This window comes from Streptomyces sp. NBC_00878, from assembly GCF_026341515.1.
Classification (GTDB): Bacteria; Actinomycetota; Actinomycetes; order Streptomycetales; family Streptomycetaceae; genus Streptomyces.
Genome location: NZ_JAPEOK010000001.1, coordinates 6137132 through 6155049, shown reverse-complemented (window position 1 = coordinate 6155049; position 17918 = coordinate 6137132). Strand labels below are relative to the sequence as shown.

The window sequence follows — 17918 nt, the reverse complement described above, 5'->3', positions numbered from 1 at the left end:
CTGTGGGCTGGTTCATGCAGCTGTCGCTTGGGGAAGGCGGGGTTCGTAGAAGGTGCCGTCGCGGAGCATGGCGAACAGAACGCTGATGCGTTGGCGGGCGAGGCGGAGGATGGCCTGGGTGTGGGTCTTTCCGCGGGCCCGGCACTTGTCGTAGTAGGTGCGGGAGGCGGGATCGGCGTTCATGCAGGCAAAGGCGGACAGGAACATGGCGCGTTTGAGCTGGCGGTTGCCGCCTCGGGGTGCGTGTTCGCCATGGATCGAGGTGCCCGACGACTTCGTGGTCGGGGCGAGTCCGGCGTAGGAGGCCAGGTGGGCGGCGCTCGGGAAGCTGGTGCCGTCGCCGACGGTGACCAGCAGGACGGCGGCGGTCCTGACGCCGACGCCGGGCATCGACGTCAGGACCGGGGAAAGAGGGTGGGCCTCCAGCAGGGCGTTGATCTGGGCTTCCAGGGCCCGGCGCTGTTCGTGGACAGCGGCGAGAGAGCGGGCCAGGGAGGGCACGACGATGTCGAGGGTGCCGGTGCCCGGGACCACGACGGTCTGCTCGTCCAACGCCTCGAAGACATCGTCGATCAGCCGCTGGGCCATGCGCGGGGCCTTGGGCCGGATGAGCTCGACGAGCCTGCGGCGGCCGGCTTTGCGCAGTGCGGCCGGGGAGCCGTAGCGCTCCAGCAGCCAGGTGACGGCCTGGTGGTCGAGGCGGGGGCCCAGAACGCGTTCCAGCGACGGGTGGAACTGGGTGAGCAGGCCGCGTATCCGGTTGGACGTGCGGGTGGCCTCAGCGGCGAGGTCCTGGTCGAAGCCCACGAGGACCGTGAGTTCGGCGGTGATCTCGTCGGTGAGCTCCAGCGAGCGCAGGGTGTGCGGCATGGTGCGGGCCGCATCCGCGATCACCGCGGCGTCCTTCGCGTCGGTCTTGGCCTCACCCGGGTACAGGTCGGCGATCCGCCGCATGGCCAGGCCGGGCAGGTAGGCGACCTCGCAGCCGGCGTCCCGGGCCACGGTCAGGGGGAGAGCCCCGATCGAGGCGGGCTGGTCCACGATCACCAGCACGGTGCCGAACTTCGCGGTCAGCTTGTCGAAGACGGCCCGTAGTTTCGGCTCGCTGTTGGGCAGCTGCTTGTCGAGGACCTTCTTCCCGGCTGGCGTGAGCCCATGGCCGTGATGGGCGCTCTTGCCGACGTCCAGGCCGAGGAATACGCCCACGTCTTGGGTGTCGAACATCGCGCCCTTCCAGGGAAGTTGAACGTGCCGGCCTCGGCAGTGGTGTCGTACGCGCGCATCCACGTTATGCAGACCTGCCGCCCGCGAACTGCCCGGCATTGCGCCGGACCGGGCGGTGGCCGGACCTCTCATCAGCGTCTCCGACGGCACCTCCCGGGCCCGGTGACACCACCCCCCAGGTCATCCGTTCGACAGGGGGACACAGTCATGCCGGGCCCGGAGGCCAGCGGCCCTCTTGCAGGACCGCGGAAAACATAACGGGGGCGCGTTGTGTTTTGGGTGCGGGTGGGTGGGGGCTGGTCGCGCAGTTCCCCGCGCCCCTAAAGGAGCGCGCCGACTCTGAGGCCGTTTTCTCGTCAGTCCTTCTTCAGGACGAATGATGTCTGGGTCTTTGTCAGGCCCGGGGCCTTGGCCTCTACCAGGTACGTGCCCGGTGTTGCCGTGATGGCCGGTGGGGTGGCGCACTCGGGGGCGCTGGCCTTGCGGTTCCAGGCGATGGTGCGGGTTACTCGGTCGTTGGCCGGGATGCGGAAGAGGACGCTGGAAGCGCCCGTCGGGCAGTCGGCCGAGGACCAGATCTCGTCGTCGCTCTCTGCCTGGGTGATGGTCACGACCGCGTTCTTCGGGCCGAGATCCAGCTTGCAGTCGCTGCCGGTGGAATTCCTGGCGATCAGTTCGAAGGTGGGCTTCTCGCCCGGCGCGTACTCGTTGTTGACGCTGCGCAGCGTCAGCTTCACGGCTCCCGCGGCGCAGTCGGGCAGGGCGGACCCGGCCGGAACCGTGTCGCCGGAACCTCCGCCGCCCTCGCCGTCGGCCACGCCGCCGCTGCCCGAGGCGGACCCGCCGGACGTGGAACCGTCCGAGCCACCGGAACCGCCCGAGCCGGCTGAGCCCGCCGAGCCGCCTGACTCCCCGGAACCGTCGCCGCTTCCGTCGTCCGACTCGTCGCGCCCGCCCGGGGCTTGGCTGATCGCGGGCTCGGAGCCGGAGGGGCCCGGCGTGATCGAGGCGGTGGGGTTCTTGCCGTTGGACCCGCCCGCGCTCTTCTTGCCGCCGCCTCCGCCGCCGGAGGCGACCACCCAGGCGATCAGCAACGCCACCACGGCGAGCAAGGACAGCAGAACGGTCCTCCGTCGCCAGTAGATGGAGGAGGGAAGCGGCCCGACCGGATTGCGCAGAGATCCCACGGCGCAAACTGTACGAGAGATCGGGGAGTTCACTGGCCCCACCCGCCGCTCAGGCCCTCAACTTTTTCCGATCATCATCTCGGCAGGCGCCCCGTAGGGTGCGGGGAACTGCGCGACCAGCCCCCACCCACCCGCAGACAACACACGACGCAACCCCCAGCCAAACCGCCGGAGGCACCACCGCGTGGGAGGATCGGACGTGCCATGACTGCGCCCACGAAACCCACATCCAGTGCCCAGGCCGACGCGTACGAAACCGTCGGCGACCACCTGCACACACCCGTCATCGACTGGTTCGAGGAGCACGCCCGCGACCTCCCGTGGCGACGCCCCGACGCGGGCCCGTGGGGGGTGATGGTCAGCGAGTTCATGTTGCAGCAGACGCCGGTGAGCCGGGTACTGCCGGTGTACGAGCAGTGGCTCGCCCGCTGGCCGCGGCCCGCCGACCTCGCCGAGGACGCGCCGGGCGAGGCCGTCCGCGCCTGGGGCCGGCTCGGCTACCCTCGCCGCGCGCTGCGCCTGCACGGCGCCGCGCTCGCCATAACGGAGCGGCACGGCGGCGACGTACCGACAGAGCACGCCCAGCTGCTCGCGCTGCCCGGCATCGGTGAGTACACGGCGGCGGCGGTGGCCTCCTTCGCGTACGGGCAGCGGCACGCCGTCCTCGACACGAACGTGCGGCGCGTGTTCGCGCGGGCCGTCACCGGTGTCCAGTACCCGCCGAACGCCACGACCGCCGCCGAACGCAAGCTCGCCCGCGCCCTGTTGCCCGGCGACGAGCACACGGCCTCGCGCTGGGCCGCCGCCTCCATGGAGCTCGGCGCGCTCATCTGCACGGCGCGGAACGAGAGTTGCGTGCGGTGCCCGATCGCGGCCCGGTGCGCGTGGCGGCTGGCGGGCAAGCCCGCGCACGAGGGGCCGCCGCGGCGCGGCCAGACGTACGCGGGCACGGACCGGCAGGTACGGGGCCGGCTGCTCGCCGTGCTGCGCGAGGCGGTCTCGCCGGTCCCGCAGTCCGCCCTCGACCGGGTGTGGGAGGAGCCGGTCCAGCGCGCCCGTGCCCTGGACGGGCTGGTCGCCGACGGACTGGTCGAGCCCCTCGCGGGCGGCCGGTACCGGCTCCCGCTGAGCTGACGCACAGGTTCCACCGGGGTCCGTGACAGTTCCTCTTTACAACTCCCGGTGGGCAAACCGCCCCATAACCTGCCCAGTCACCACCTCGCCTTACCCATTCCCTACTTCCGTTACACAACCGACGGACAGCCGAGCGCTCACCGCAGGCTCGTTCGGACAGCCCCGTGACAACCGCTCCGTAACTTCAGTGCCGTACCGCGGATCAGCGGTTCGCAGGTAACGGACAGCCGGCAGCAGACAGGTCGGAAATGGGGATGGAGGCGGTTGGAATGGCGCACGGCGAGGTACTCGAGTTCGAGGAGTACGTACGTACTCGGCAGGACGCGCTGCTGCGCAGCGCACGCCGTCTGGTCCCCGACCCTGTCGACGCGCAGGACCTCCTGCAGACCGCGCTGGTGCGGACGTACGGCCGCTGGGAGGGCATCGCCGACAAGCGTCTCGCCGACGCCTATCTGCGCCGCGTCATGATCAACACGCGTACGGAGTGGTGGCGGGCCCGCAAGCTGGAGGAAGTCCCCACCGAGCAGCTCCCGGACGCGAGTGTGGACGACTCCACCGAGCAGCACGCCGACCGCGCGCTCCTGATGGACATCATGAAGGTGCTGGCTCCGAAGCAACGCAGCGTCGTCGTGCTGCGACACTGGGAGCAGATGTCCACGGAGGAGACCGCCGCCGCCCTCGGTATGTCGGCCGGCACGGTCAAGAGCACACTGCACCGGGCGCTCGCCCGGCTCCGCGAGGAGCTGGAGCGCCGAGCCGCCGACGAGCAGGACGAGCTCGGCGCGGGTGCGTCGGAGCGTGAGGAGCGGGAGCGTTGCGCGGCGTAGGCACGACGGTTCCACGGGCCGGCAGAGCCCAGAAGGCGGTGATCGCGGCGGTGGCCGTGCTCGCCGCCCTCGGCCTTTTGGTGTCCGGCTGCGGCACGGGCGGCACCGGCGCCCGGGACGAGGGTCCGGCCTCCGACGCGGTGTCGGCGGGCGGCGGCGTGGAGGCCGAGGCCGTCACCCCCTCCCCGCCCCGGGCCCAGGACCGCGCGGAGGCGATCAGACTCGTCCGGGCCGACCCAGGGGTCAGCCCGGCGGTCAAGCGCGACCTGAAGCCCTGCTTCGGCGACGAGTACCCGGTCGACGTGTCGTACGGAAAACTCACCGGCGGGTCCACGCACGACATCCTGGTCAACGTGATGACCTGCGACGAAGCGGTCGGCGTCGGCTCGTACGTGTATCGCGAGGAGGGCGACGCGTACAAGAATGTCTTCCGGGCCGAGGAGCCCCCGGTCTACGCGGAGATCGACCGGGGCGACCTGGTGGTCACCCAGCAGGTGTACGAGAAGGGCGACTCGCTGGAGAATCCGTCCGGCGAGGAAGTGGTCACGTACCGCTGGATGGCGAACCGCTTCGCGGAGCGGGGCCGGATCACGAACGACTACAGCAAGGTGGTGGGCGGCGAGACGCCGTTGCCGACCGAGAAGTAGGCCGGCCTGACCGCCTGACCGAGACATGGGCCCGGCTGACCGCCTGACCGCCTGACCGCCTGACCGCCTGACCGCCTGACCGAGAAATAAGCCCGACCCGATCGTCCCTCCGTCCGTCCAACCGATCGACCGACCGACCGACCGAGAAACTGAGAGCAGCGGATGGCAGAGCAGACCCACGTCCTGTTCGTCGAGGACGACGACGTCATCCGCGAGGCCACCCAGCTCGCGCTGGAGCGCGACGGCTTCGTGGTGACCGCGATGCCTGACGGACTGTCCGGGCTTGAGGCGTTCCGCGCCGACCGGCCCGACATCGCGCTCCTCGACGTGATGGTGCCGGGGCTCGACGGTGTGTCGCTGTGCCGTCGGATCCGGGACGAGTCGACCGTGCCGGTGATCATGCTGTCGGCCCGCGCGGACTCGATCGACGTCGTCCTGGGCCTGGAGGCGGGCGCCGACGACTACGTGACGAAGCCGTTCGACGGCGCCGTCCTGGTCGCGCGGATCCGTGCGGTGCTGCGGCGCTTCGGGCACGCGAGCGGGCCGCGGTCCGCAGGGGAGACGGAGGGCGGCTCGTCCGTCCCCGCCGGCGGCGTGCTGTCCTTCGGTGACGGTGCCGGCGTACTGGAGATCGACACCGTGGGCATGGAGGTGCGCAAGGGCGGTACGCCGGTGGCGCTGACCCCCACCGAGATGCGGCTGCTCCTGGAGTTCTCGTCCGCGCCGGGTACGGTCCTGTCGCGCGACAAGCTCCTGGAGCGGGTCTGGGACTACGGCTGGGGCGGGGACACCCGCGTCGTCGACGTCCATGTGCAGCGGCTGCGTACGAAGATCGGCCAGGACCGGATCGAGACGGTCCGCGGCTTCGGCTACAAGCTCAAGGGATGAGGCTCGCGGTGCTGTCCAAGGGGCTGCGGATCGGGCTGCGCTGGAAGCTGAGCGCGGCGATCACGCTGGTCAGCGCGTTGGTGGCCCTGGCGCTCAGCATCGTCGTGCACAACGCCGCCCGGGTCACCATGCTGGACAACGCCCGCGATGTGCAGGACGAGCGGCTGCAGATCGCGGCGCGGTACTACGACACCACCAGCGGGGCGGCCCGCCTGGGCACCCGGGTGGACGATCCGGAGCTGCCGAAGGAACTGCTGCGCAAGGTCAAGGACGGGCGGCGGGCCACCTTCGTACAGGACAACTCCGGCGGGGCGCCCGACATCTGGGCGGCCATGCCCACGCGGGACGGCCGGGTCCTGTCCCTGCACACCCGCTTCACGGACCGCAGCGCCAACGTCATGGAAGACCTCGACCAGGCCCTGATGATCGGTTCGATCGCGGTCATCTTCGGCGGCTGCGCCCTCGGCGTACTGGTCGGCGGCCAGCTCTCGGGCCGCCTCCGCCAGGCGGCGAGCGCCGCGCACCTGGTCGCGCAGCGGCAGAGCGACGTACGGGTGGGCGACGCGATCGGCTCTGCCATCCGGGACGAGACGGACGACCTCGCGGAGGCGGTGGACGCCATGGCCGACGCGTTGAAGCAGCGGTACGAGGCCGAGCGCCGGGTCACCGCCGACATCGCGCACGAGCTGCGCACCCCGGTGACGGGGCTGCTCACCGCGGCCGAGCTGCTGCCACCGGGACGGCCGTCCGAGCTGGTCAAGGACCGGGCACAGGCGATGCGTACGCTCGTCGAGGACGTGCTGGAGGTGGCGCGGCTCGACGGTGCGTCCGAGCGGGCCGAGTTGCAGGACATCAACCTCGGCGAGTTCATCGTCCGGCGGGTCGCCTCGACGCACCCGGATGTCGAGGTGCGGGTGGTGCACGAGTCGGAGGTCACGACGGATCCGCGCCGTCTGGAGCGCGTCGTCGGCAACCTCCTCGCCAATGCCGCCAAGCACGGCAAGCCGCCCATCGAGATCTCCGTGGAGGGCCGGGTCATCCGGGTCCGCGATCACGGGCCCGGTTTTCCGGCGGATCTGCTCGCGGAGGGGCCGAGCCGTTTCCGTACGGGCAGCAGCGACCGGGCGGGGCACGGCCACGGCCTCGGCCTCACCATCGCGGCAGGCCAGGCACGGGTGCTCGGCGCGCGGCTGACCTTCCGCAATGTGGGGCTCGACATGGGCTCGGGGCCGGTGGAGGGCGCGGTCGCGGTGCTGTGGCTGCCGGAACATGCGCCTACCAACTCGGGGAGCTTTCCGGTGCTGCCGTGACGCTCCGCTGGGGTGCGCGGGGTATGTGCCTGTGCGTGGGTGGGTGCGGGCAGTCGGGGGCTGGTCGCGCAGTTCCCCGCGCCCCTTGCGGGGCGCGGCCGACGGGCCGTCTTTCAGGGGCGCGGGGAACTGCGCGCTCAGCCACGGATCGCCCGCACGCAGAACACAACGCGAGGCCGCCCTAGATGATCGATTCCAAGGGGTCAGTGGTCATAGGCGGTCAGTGAGCGCAGGACGGGTTGTCCGGTGTGGTCGTTGTGCCAGATCGCTGCGGTCATCGCGAGGATTCGCTGCATGACGCGGGCGACGACACCGCCGGGTGTGCGTCCTCGGTGCTGTTCGAGATCGAGTTGGCCCTTGAAGGTCTGGTTGACCGACTCGATGACCTGCCGCAATGGCTTGAACAGCGGTGCTCCGGGACGCTCTGGCTCGCCCTTTCGGGCCGGCCGCAGTAGCCGGATGTCCTGTTCAGCCAGTTGGTGTTCGAAGTCGCGGCCGAAGTAGTTCTTGTCGCCGATCAGTGTCTGGGCAGGACGTGCGGCGACGAGGCCGGGTTCGGCGGAGAGGAGGTCCAGCAGGGTCTCGCGTTCGTCGGCCTTGGCCCCGGTCAGGGCGAAGGCGACGGGCAGGCCCTGGAGGGTGCACACCAGATGCAGGCGCAGGCCCCAGAAGAAGCGGCTGTGGCTGGCGCAGTAGCCGTACTCGGCCCATCCGGCCAGGTCGGAGCGTTTCACGGTCTCGCGTGAACGGCCGCATTCAACCGGCGTGGAGTCCACGATCCATACGTCGTCTCTCCACACACTGGTGTCGGTGGCCAGCAGCCGGGTGACCTGGCGAAGCAGGTCGGCGGCCTTGCGCAGACGCTTGTTGTAGCCGGACTGCTGGGGCAGGTACGGGAAGAGATGGCGCAGATGGGAACGGGCGTGGCGGAGCCACCGGGCCTCGGAGGTGAAGCCAAGCATGGCCTGCATCATCGCCAGGGTGACCAGTTCGGCGTCGGTGAGCTTCGGGGTGATGCCCACGGCCGGCCGCCGTGGTGCGAGATGCGGTGAGTCCTTCAGCAGGTCGTCGGTCTTCACGTAAAGTGCGGTCGCGAGGGAGTCCAGCTCTGTCTTCACACACTGACGTTGGGCTCCCTCGCCTCATGTGTGCAGGCGATCTGCAGGTTCCCGTCAGCGGCCGGGCCTGTGTCCGAGGGTCGGATGCGAGGCTCACAGGCCGAGCGGCACCGGTCTGGCCGGAACGCCCTCGGCGATCAGCACCGCCAACGGTGTGGCGAGGTCGCGGGGTGAGAACAGCTCGGAACCGCGGTAGTCGGCGATATCCCGAAGGCGCCACCAGCGGAAGCCATCGATGTTCTCGGCGGCGAGTTCGTCGTCGGACATCGCGCCGCGTGGAGGGAACGATGCGGTGCGGACAAGGAAGTAGTCGTTGACCACTCCGTCGTAGCCTGCTGCGTGTCCGGGGGCGACGACCTGCTGGTGCCACACATGTGGCGGGTCGGTTTCGACGGCCAGCCCTACCTCTTCGTGCAACTCGCGACGTAGCGCGGCAAGCGGCGTCTCGCCGCGCTCGACACCGCCACCGGGAGCCGCCCACACGACCACCGTGCCGGCCGGCTTGGGAATGGCGAAGCGGCACAGCAGGATGCGGTCGCCCTCATCGAGGACGACCGCGCGGACTGAGTGACGCAGGTTCACCGAGGACATCCCGGCAGGCTATCCATCTACCGGCGACCTGCACGATCCCTTGGAATCGATCATCTAGGGGCGCGGGGAACTGCGCGACCAGCCACCGACGGCCCGCAGTCGAAGTCGCTGCGGGCCGTCCAGGGGCTCAGACCGTCTCGGTCACCGTTGCCTTCGGCGCCGGGGCCGAGTCACTCGGTGTGTCCTCGCCGGAGGCGCCCGCTCCCCGCAGGGGAACCTCCTTCACGAACACCGCCGCGGCCAGGGCGACGACCGCGACCACGGCCCCCAGGAGGAACGCCGAGTGCGTACCGGCGGACACCGCGTGCTGGTACGCCTCCCGCGCCGCCGCCGGCAGCTTCGCCAGGCTCGCCGCGTCCAGTTGTGCCGACTGCTCCGTGACCTTCGAGCCTAGCGCCCCCGCCCGCTCGGACATCACGTCCTGGACCCGGCTGTTGAACAGCGCCCCCATGATCGCGACCCCGAAGGACGCCCCGAGCGTACGGAACAGCGTGGTGCTGGACGAGGCGACGCCCATGTCCTTCATCTCGACGCTGTTCTGCGAGACCAGCATGGTGATCTGCATCAGACAGCCCATGCCGGCGCCGACCACGGCCATGTACACCCCGGACGTCAGTCGCGACGTATCCGTGTCCATGAGCGACAGCAGGTACAGCCCGACGGCCATCAGCGCACTGCCCACGATCGGGAAGGCCTTGTAGCGCCCGGTGCTGGTGGTGACCCGCCCGGCGACCATCGAGGTGACGAGCATCGCGCCGAGCATCGGCAGCAGCAGCAACCCGGAGTTGGTCGCGGACGCGCCCTGCACGGACTGCTGGTACAGCGGCAGGAACAGCACCGCGCCGAACATCACGAACCCGGCGATGAAGCCGATGACGGACATCAGCGAGAAGTTGCGGCTCCGGAAGATGTGCAGCGGCATGACCGGCGCGGCCGCCTTGGTCTGCCAGAACAGGAACCCGACGAGCGACGCGACCCCGATACCGATCAGCTCCATGATCATGGCGGAGCCCCAGGCGTACTCGGTCCCGCCCCAGGTGGTGACGAGCACGATCGCGGTGATGCCCGCGGTGAGCAGCGCCGCGCCGAGGTAGTCGATCCGTGCCTGCGCCCGCTTCTTGGGCAGATGCAGTACGGCGCTGATGGCGACCAGCGCCACGACACCGAGGGGCAGGTTGATGTAGAAGGACCAGCGCCAGCCCCAGTGGTCGGTGATGGTGCCGCCGACGAGCGGCCCGCCGATCATGGCGAGGGCCATCACACCGCCCATCATGCCCTGGTACTTGCCGCGCTCCCGCGGCGGAATCAGGTCCCCGATGATCGCCATGACGCCGACCATCAGACCGCCGGCGCCGAGCCCCTGGATCGCGCGGAACCCGATGAGCTGGCCCATGTCCTGGGCCATGCCGCTCAGGGCCGACCCGATCAGGAAGAGCACGATCGAGGTCATGAAGACGCCCTTGCGCCCGTACATGTCGCCGAGCTTGCCCCAGATCGGGGTGGAGGCGGCGGTCGCGAGCGTGTAGGCCGTGACGACCCACGACAGGTGTTCGAGCCCGCCCAGCTCCCCCACGATGGTCGGCATGGCAGTGCCGACGATCATGTTGTCCAGCATCGCGAGGAGCATCGCGATCATCAACGCAAGCAGGACGACCCGTGCGCTCCTCGGCTGTTTGCCCCCGTCTTCCGGCGCCTCCGCCGCGTTCTCCGCCTTGGCCGCCTTGGCCGCCTTGGCCGCCTTGGTGTCCGTCACTGTCCCCACTCCCCTGGGTACTGCACTGCTACCTACTTGCACTTACTGGCACTTACTTGCCGACCGGCAAGTTGACTACACTGGGGAAAAGTAGACCCGTAACTAGCCGGGCGTCAAGTAAGTTTTTCTTTACCTTACGGCGAGCACCTACGACACGTAGGGACGACAAGGACGAGGAGCGGCCACGATGGGCGGCAGCAGGCAGCGGCGGCGCGGGGACACCCGGCAGCGCATCCAGGACGTGGCCATCGAACTCTTCGCCGAGCAGGGGTACGAGAAGACGTCGTTGCGGGAGATCGCCGAACGGCTGGACGTCACGAAGGCGGCGCTCTACTACCACTTCAAGACCAAGGAAGACATCCTGATCAGCCTCTTCCAGGACCTGACGAGGCCGATGGACGACCTGATCGAGTGGGGCAAGGGCCAACCGCACACCCTCGACACCAAGCAGGAGCTGCTGCGCCGCTACAGCGAGGCGCTCAACGACGCGGCGCCCCTCTTCCGCTTCATGCAGGAGAACCAGGCGACGATCCGCGAGCTGAGCATCGGCGAGTCGTTCAAGGACCGCTTGCTCGGGATGCTTGCCATCATCAAGGAGCCGGACGCCGCACTGACGGACCAGGTCCGGTGCGTGAGCGCGCTGTTCACGATGCACGCCGGGATGTTCGCCCTCAAGGACTTGAAAGGCGACCCCGAAGAGAAGCGGAAGGCCGTCCTGGAGGTCGCCATCGATCTGGTCACGCGGGCACATGGCGGCGCCGCCCCCGAGTAGCCCTGAGCGTGGGTCCATGAGGCATGGGCGGCACGGCCCGTGGCCCGTGGCCCATGGGCCGTGGGCCATGGGCCATGGGCCACGGGCCACGGGCCGTGCCGCCTCTTAGACGGTCACGCCCTTGGTGCGCAGGAAGGCGACGGGGTCGACGGCCGAGCCGTAGTTGGCCGTCGTACGGATCTCGAAGTGCAGGTGCGGCCCGCTGGAGTTGCCGGTGTTGCCGGACAGGGCGATGCGCTGGCCGGTCTTCACTATCTGGCCGACCTTCACGTCCACCCGGGACAGGTGCGCGTACTGGGAGTACGTACCGCTGCCGTGCTTGATCACGATGGCGTTGCCGTACGCGGGTCCGTCACCGGCGCCGTTGCCGCCGGCCTTCACGACGGTCCCGCCGTGCGCGGCGACGACCTGCGTGCCGGAGGCGACGGCGAAGTCCTGGCCGGAGTGCGTGGACGACCAGAGGTTCCCGGCCTGGGCGAAGCTCGCGGAGAGCTTGTACTTCTTGACCGGATCGACCCAGGAGGCGGCCTTCTTGGCCACGACGGGCTTGGCGGCGGCCTTCTTGGCGGCCGCCTTGTTCTTGGCCTTCGTCTGAGCCGCGGCCTTGGCCTGCGCGGCGGCCTGCTGCTGCACCGCGACGGCGGCAGAGCCAGGCAGCGCGACGGCGCTCGCCTTGGTGTCGGCGGCGACCGCGACCCCGGCTCCGAGCGCGGCCGAGACTCCCAGGCCGAGAGCCATGGCGGCCGCCCGGACGCGGAGCTTGGGCGTGCCGGGAAGGTGGGACGTGATGCGCTGCGACATGGGGACTACCTCCAGGGGGACGGACATCAACGCACCCGGCACGCAGTCGACGCGCCGGGCGAGGCATCCCTTGGTAACCCGCACCCCCGTCATCCCACAAAAGCCCCATCTACGACCTCAAGTCGTACTTGACCCTGAAACTTCCGACTCCTTGACAAGGAGCACACCTAGGACGAAATCCTCCGTGTTTTCTGTCAGAAGTCTGGTTTAACCCCACTTCACGGCCGTCCACTGCGGCCCGGAAGACGTAACTCCGGGCCCGCCCCCCGGGCCGACCACCCCCACCACACCCCATGAACCAAAGGTCCTTTTTGTCCATATCGGGGCCACCACTACTCGCCCTAGTACCGGACATTTCGCCTGTGCGTCATGTCACCGGAGGGCGGGATCCAGGGCCCTGGGAATGTGGCGGGGGCTACACAGGGGGCCAGATGGTTCACCTACGCTCGGTACATGGCTGACGTCGGAGTGCTAGGGGCCCGCATCGCGTCCAGCGCGGTCGCACCGCTCGTGAAGAAGCTCTTCGTGAAGGACCAGCCGGGGGCCGGACTGGTGAGCAAGCCGGTACGGATATCGGCGCTGGTGTCGTTCGGGCGAGAGAAGCGAAGCGTCACGCCGAAGGACGCCGAGAAGATCGCGACGGAACTGGTCCGCAGGGCACTCAGCACGGCCGAGCGGAGCGAACCGCCGGTGACGGCCGAGGAGGCGACGGCGGTCACCCATGCCCTCGGGCATTCACTCGCCGCGCTCGGAAGCATCACGATCGAGGACTGCGAAGCCGTGGACCTCGGGCCTGAGGAGTTCGCTCGCACGCTCCATTCCCACGCGGCCGTTATCTCCCATGGGCTCAGCCGCGACGGGGAGCTCTTCTACGAGCAGCTGCTCCACACGGCTGCGTTGCACATCCTGAACTTCTTCACCCAGCGCTCCACGTACATCGCCCGGCAGCAGACCACGCAGAGTCGACAGCTAGCCCAGCTGGTACGGGCCGTGGACGTCCTGCTGGAGCGCCTGCCGTCACAGTCGGCCGAGGACGCGGGGTTCGAGGAGCGGTACGCGGACCACATCACCGGACGGTACGGAACGCTGACCATCTACGGACTGGATGCCGGAGCGAACGAATGGTCGCTCGACACCGCGTATCTCAGCCTGGAAGCGACGCGGGAGCCGGCAGGACAGGGCGGCGGGCTGGGCGGCGGACTTCAGGTGTCCTCCGAGCAGGTATTGGCGCAGCACGACCAAGTGCTGCTGCGCGGGGTCGCGGGCTCCGGAAAGACGACCCTCGTCCAATGGCTCGCGGTGACAACGGCGAGTCGTTCGTACGACCACGGTCTGGCGTACCTCATCGGGAGGGTGCCGTTCGTCCTCCCGATGCGCAGGATCGTGCGCCCGGGGACGGAGTTTCCCATCCCTGGGGACTTCCTGAAGGCCGTCGGCTGCCCGGTCACCGGGGAGCAGCCGACCGGCTGGGCGGAGCGGGTGCTCCGGGCCGGGCGAGGTGTTCTCCTGGTCGACGGAATAGACGAGATCGCCGGTGACCGCCGGAACGCGGCCCGGCGCTGGCTGCGCGAGCTGACCCGGGCCTTCCCGGGAAACCTGTGGCTCGTCACCTCGCGCCCGTCGGCCGTCCCGGAGAGCTGGCTGGGTACGGCGGACTTCCACGAACTCACGCTCTCCCCCATGGCAAGCGACGATGTCGCCACGTTCGTACGGCGCTGGCACCGCGCCGCCGGAGTGGACGAGACCGAAGGGACTTCACTGCTACATGCAGTGCGGACCACGCCCGAGCTGAACCGGCTGGCCACCAACCCGCTGATGTGCGGCATGCTCTGCGCGCTCCACCGCGACCGGCGCGGCTTCCTGCCGCAGGACAGGAAGTCCCTGTACGAGGCCGCCCTGACCATGCTCCTAGAACGGCGGGACCGCGAGCGGGAGTTGGACCACCCCGACGGGCTGCGCATCCCGTACGCGACCCAGGTGCAACTGCTGCAGAAACTGGCGTGGTGGCTGATCCGCAACAGCCGGGCGGAGATGGACCGTTCGGACGCGTTGCACATCATCGGGCAGGCGATGCCGTCGATGAGCCTGAACGGCGACGCCGAGGACGTCTACAGGTCACTCCTGCTGCGGTCTGGGCTGCTGCGCGAGCCGGCCGACGGACGGGTGGACTTCCTGCATCGGACCTTCCAGGACTACCTGGGTGGACGTCTCGCTGTGCAGGAGCTGGACTTCGATCTACTGGTGAACCACTCGCAGCATGACGAATGGGAGGACGTCATCCTGCTGGCCATCGCGCACGCACGGCCGAAGGAGGCGGAGCAGATGCTGCGGCGGCTGGTGGGACGAGGCATGCCACGCGGGAAACTGCTGGCCGCAGCGGGGTTGCGGTACGCGGCGGAGGTGGAGCCTTCTGTGCGGGAGCTTGTGGAGGAGGGGGTCGGGTCGCTGATCCCGCCGCGCTCGATCACGGAAGCCGAGGAGTTGGGACGGGCCGGGGGTGATTTGGTGCTCGCTCTCCTACCGGGTCCGGAGAGAGTGGACGGCCGGACGGCACACCATGTGGTTCAGGCAGCGAGCCACCTGGGCAACGAGGCCGCACTGCACTTCCTGACCCGCTTCCGAGAACACCCGAGCCCGGAGGTCCAGACGACGCTGGCCGCATGCTGGCCGCGCTTCGATCGAGCCCTCTACGCGCGCGACATCCTCGCGCATCTGCCACAGCAGCGCCGCGTGACCGTACGCGGCGCCGAGGATCTCCGTACGCTCCGTGCTCTCGGCGGCTGGGAGGACATACGAGTTCTCGGCGCCTACCGGGTCGAGGACCTCACGGAACTCATCGTGCGGGAGCGACTCGTCCGTCTCTTCCTGGAAACACCACATCCAGTCGAGGGACTGGCATGGCTCTCGGCGTTTCCCCGTCTTGAGAGAGTCCGGGTGGCAACTGAGGTGAGCGCCTTCACAGCGCGGCAGGTGCCGCCCTGGATCGAACTCATCACCCCCCGCTCCCGGCCCAGTTGACCCTGCGTACGCGAGCCGCGTGGTGACAGAACGGTGACATGTGGCGACAGAACGGTGACAAAAGAGGCCACAACCAACCCCCGGGTCCCCTGGTCTCACCTTGCATGGGGCGGACGGCAATGACCGGCCGGACGCGCCATCGGAAACAGATTCACGACAGCACCAAACCGCACGACCACACCAAACTGGGGGAACAGAAATGAAGCTCGTCCGTCACGCAGCCGCCGTCGCCGTCGTCGCCGTCACTGGTGGTGCCCTCGCTTTCGCGGCGCCCGCCTCCGCGTCGGCACCCTCGTCGGCCTCCGCGTCGGCGCCCATGGCGGCCAAGGCGGCCCCGGTCACGGCCCCGTCGGAGGCCCCGGTCGCAAAGTACAACGGCGCCTGCGGTGCCGGTCACAAGGTGATCGACTCCGCCAACATGGAGAACCTCGGCACCACCTTCCTCACCTACAACAGCACGACCGGCGAGAACTGCGTGGTCACCGTCCGCACCAGCCCCGGGGCGGCAGTGAACATGTTCGCCCGCCTCAGCTCGAAGACGGGCGGAACGGCCACCGACAAGGGCCGCTTCACGACGTACGCGGGGCCTGTCTACATCGAGGCTCCCGGGGAGTGCGTCACGTGGGAGGGCGGCATCACCACCTACTCCACGAAGGGCACCGGCCACTGCGGCTGATCCGCGACCGGGTGTCCGGCTGGGACTGACCAGCCCAGACCGGGCATCCGGCCGGCCGACCCTGACCGCCGGGCGTCGCCCAACAAGGAGCCGCACACTTCGGTGTGCGGCTCCTTCGGCGTCCCGGGCCGGGAAACGATCAGCGCCGATTGAGCTGAAACCACACCCCTTTACCCTGCTCCGTCGGCGTCACCCCGCACACGTCCGACAGCGCGGTGACGAGGAACAGACCCCGCCCGCCGTCGTCTCCGGCCGACGCCCGGCGGGGCGAGGGCAGCCGCGTGCTCCCGTCGTACCCGGCGACGCGGACATGAGTCGGCTCGATGGCCGCTCTGAGGTGTACGTCGCCCTCCGCGTACCGGTGCACGTTCGTCACCAGCTCGGAGGTGCAGAGCGCGGCCGTGTCGGCGAGTTCGCCGAGCCCCAGCGTCTTCAAGGTGGAACGCACAAAGTCCCGGCAGACCTTTGGCGAGGTCACGACGGCAGGGGTGAACAGGGAGTAGCTGAGCGGAAGTTCCATGGCTGACGCCTCCAGGGCGCTGAACGCTGGACGTGGATCCGGGAAGCACTCGGAATGCCTGTGGCTCGTCGACGGGCGCCGGTCGCGGTGGCTCTACCGCCCCCATGGGCCACGGGCCCACCCGGAATGGGCCCGAGAATCCGGCGGTGCTCTTCCACGACACGGCGCGCGCATGCGCATACGTCGACAGCGAGGCTTCCGACATCTCTGCGTGAGCGTCGCCGTACTCAGAGTAGGGATTGACTCCACAGTTCTGCAACCTGCTTCCAGTAACGAGTGGACCAAGCGGCACCACGTCGACACACTTGGGCTCAACCAAGCGGGGAAGGTTGCACGTGGCACTGCGAACCAACATCAGCGAGCGCCAGCGACGAGTCGGGGCCGAGCTGCGCAAGTTGCGCCAGCAGGCGGGACTTTCCGTAACCGAGGGCAGTCGCCTGATCGCTATGGGCGGCCCTCACCTCACACACATCGAGGCCGGTCGCACCGGAATCCCGGCCCAGCGCCTTCGCGACCTCACCAAGGCGTACGGATGCAGTAATGAGGAGTACATCGAGGCTCTAGTGAACCTCGCGGCGAGCAAAGGCAAGGGCTGGTGGACCGAGTACCGCAAGACGCTGCCCCAACGCAGCCTGGACCTGGCCGAGTTGGAGTCCCTCGCCACCGGAATCCAGAGCTACGAAACCCTCCTGATCCCCGGTCTGCTTCAGACCGAGGCCTACATGCGAGCCCTGTTCCTCAGATCGCGCCCCGGCGCCTCTCCGGCCGAGATCGAGACTCTGGTCAGCTACCGCCGGGCACGCCAACAGATCCTCTCGGAGGACTCCCCCACCAAAGCCCACGCTGTCATCCACGAGGCAGCTCTGCGCATTACCGTCGGCGGCGCGGAGGTGATGCGCGGCCAGCTGACCCATCTGCTCCGGGCCGCGCAACGCCCAGGAACCACCATCCAGATCCTGCCGTTCGACGCTGGAGCCCATGCCTGGTTCGGCACGCCACTCCTGGTCCTCGACTCAACGGCCCACGGACTGGAGACGGTCATCCTTGAACACCCGGCCGAACCCCTCCGCCTGGGCGACGCCGAGTCCATCGCCCGCTACAAAGGCACCTTCGACACCCTCAGCCGTAACGCCCTCTCACCAGTGACGGCAGACGGCCCTCCCGGCAGTCACGAGCACCGGGACTCCTGGGGGCTCATCCACCACGTCCTCTACACGTACTAGGGAGCGCCATGACTGAACTCACCTGGCAGAAGTCCTCCTTCAGTGACGGCGCCGGCGACAACTGCCTGTACGTCGCCGCCACCCCCACCGGCACCATCCACCTCCGCGAAAGCGACACCCCCACCGTCAGCCTCACCACCACACCCGCCACTCTCGCGGCCCTCATACGAACACTCACCGCAAACCCACACGTTCGGGTGACCTGACCCCATTCGCCCCCACCCAAAGA

At 69.1% G+C, this 17918-nt stretch carries 17 protein-coding genes; 10 read left to right on the top strand and 7 right to left on the bottom strand.

What is annotated here, in order from left to right; all coding sequences use genetic code 11:
* Positions 1-12 precede the first annotated feature (12 nt).
* Positions 13-1224 carry an IS110 family transposase gene (locus OHA11_RS26555; RefSeq protein ID WP_266492891.1) on the bottom strand — a complete coding sequence of 404 codons (1212 nt, stop codon included), beginning with the start codon at positions 1222-1224 and terminating at the stop codon, positions 13-15.
* Between the two features lie 356 nt (positions 1225-1580).
* Positions 1581-2411 (bottom strand): hypothetical protein, encoded by an 831-nt coding sequence (locus tag OHA11_RS26550; protein ID WP_266500472.1) that lies wholly within the window; start codon positions 2409-2411, stop codon positions 1581-1583.
* A 204-nt stretch (positions 2412-2615) separates the two neighbouring features.
* On the opposite strand from OHA11_RS26550, the gene OHA11_RS26545 reads away from it, so the two are divergent.
* From OHA11_RS26545 to cseC, 5 genes are all read left to right on the top strand, one after another.
* A complete protein-coding gene (locus OHA11_RS26545) occupies positions 2616-3545 on the top strand; it encodes an A/G-specific adenine glycosylase (protein WP_266500469.1) in 930 nt (309 codons plus the stop codon).
* 269 nt (positions 3546-3814) lie between these two features.
* Positions 3815-4372 (top strand): SigE family RNA polymerase sigma factor, encoded by a 558-nt coding sequence (locus tag OHA11_RS26540; RefSeq protein WP_266500467.1) that lies wholly within the window; start codon positions 3815-3817, stop codon positions 4370-4372.
* The gene (locus OHA11_RS26535) at positions 4360-5019 is read left to right on the top strand and encodes a hypothetical protein (protein WP_266500464.1); all 660 of its coding nucleotides are present in this window, start codon (positions 4360-4362) and stop codon (positions 5017-5019) included. Before OHA11_RS26540 ends, OHA11_RS26535 begins: the two co-directional genes overlap by 13 nt.
* A 162-nt stretch (positions 5020-5181) precedes the next feature.
* A complete protein-coding gene (gene cseB / locus OHA11_RS26530) occupies positions 5182-5907 on the top strand; it encodes a two-component system response regulator CseB (protein ID WP_266500462.1) in 726 nt (241 codons plus the stop codon).
* Positions 5904-7217, top strand: a complete 1314-nt coding sequence (gene cseC / locus OHA11_RS26525; RefSeq protein ID WP_266500461.1) for a two-component system sensor histidine kinase CseC — start codon at positions 5904-5906, stop codon at positions 7215-7217. The genes cseB and cseC overlap by 4 nt, the downstream gene beginning before the upstream one ends.
* 203 nt (positions 7218-7420) lie before the next feature.
* Here the strand turns inward: cseC and OHA11_RS26520 are convergent, their stop codons facing one another.
* From OHA11_RS26520 to OHA11_RS26510, 3 genes are all read right to left on the bottom strand, one after another.
* Positions 7421-8335, bottom strand: a complete 915-nt coding sequence (locus OHA11_RS26520; RefSeq protein ID WP_266500459.1) for an IS982 family transposase — start codon at positions 8333-8335, stop codon at positions 7421-7423.
* 93 nt (positions 8336-8428) lie between these two features.
* Positions 8429-8926 carry an NUDIX hydrolase gene (locus tag OHA11_RS26515; protein ID WP_266500456.1) on the bottom strand — a complete coding sequence of 166 codons (498 nt, stop codon included), beginning with the start codon at positions 8924-8926 and terminating at the stop codon, positions 8429-8431.
* 127 nt (positions 8927-9053) lie between these two features.
* Positions 9054-10679: an MDR family MFS transporter gene (locus OHA11_RS26510; RefSeq protein WP_266500454.1), complete on the bottom strand. Its 1626-nt coding sequence runs from the start codon at positions 10677-10679 to the stop codon at positions 9054-9056.
* Between the two features lie 187 nt (positions 10680-10866).
* Between OHA11_RS26510 and OHA11_RS26505 the strand changes: the two genes are divergently transcribed.
* Positions 10867-11451, top strand: coding sequence for a TetR/AcrR family transcriptional regulator (locus OHA11_RS26505; RefSeq protein WP_266500452.1), 585 nt, complete (start codon positions 10867-10869; stop codon positions 11449-11451).
* A gap of 105 nt (positions 11452-11556) precedes the next feature.
* Here the strand turns inward: OHA11_RS26505 and OHA11_RS26500 are convergent, their stop codons facing one another.
* Positions 11557-12252, bottom strand: coding sequence for a M23 family metallopeptidase (locus tag OHA11_RS26500; protein ID WP_266500449.1), 696 nt, complete (start codon positions 12250-12252; stop codon positions 11557-11559).
* Between the two features lie 453 nt (positions 12253-12705).
* Between OHA11_RS26500 and OHA11_RS26495 the strand changes: the two genes are divergently transcribed.
* Together OHA11_RS26495 and OHA11_RS26490 are read left to right on the top strand one after the other, a co-directional pair.
* Entirely contained in the window at positions 12706-15270 is a 2565-nt protein-coding gene (locus OHA11_RS26495; RefSeq protein WP_266500447.1) for an NACHT domain-containing NTPase, read from the top strand.
* A gap of 199 nt (positions 15271-15469) precedes the next feature.
* Positions 15470-15946, top strand: coding sequence for a spore-associated protein A (locus OHA11_RS26490; protein WP_266500444.1), 477 nt, complete (start codon positions 15470-15472; stop codon positions 15944-15946).
* A gap of 139 nt (positions 15947-16085) precedes the next feature.
* Here the strand turns inward: OHA11_RS26490 and OHA11_RS26485 are convergent, their stop codons facing one another.
* A complete protein-coding gene (locus OHA11_RS26485; protein ID WP_266500442.1) occupies positions 16086-16466 on the bottom strand; it encodes an ATP-binding protein in 381 nt (126 codons plus the stop codon).
* A 335-nt stretch (positions 16467-16801) separates the two neighbouring features.
* On the opposite strand from OHA11_RS26485, the gene OHA11_RS26480 reads away from it, so the two are divergent.
* Entirely contained in the window at positions 16802-17689 is an 888-nt protein-coding gene (locus OHA11_RS26480; protein WP_266500439.1) for a helix-turn-helix transcriptional regulator, read from the top strand.
* 8 nt (positions 17690-17697) lie between these two features.
* Positions 17698-17895 (top strand): DUF397 domain-containing protein, encoded by a 198-nt coding sequence (locus OHA11_RS26475; protein WP_266500436.1) that lies wholly within the window; start codon positions 17698-17700, stop codon positions 17893-17895.
* Positions 17896-17918: the final 23 nt, after the last annotated feature.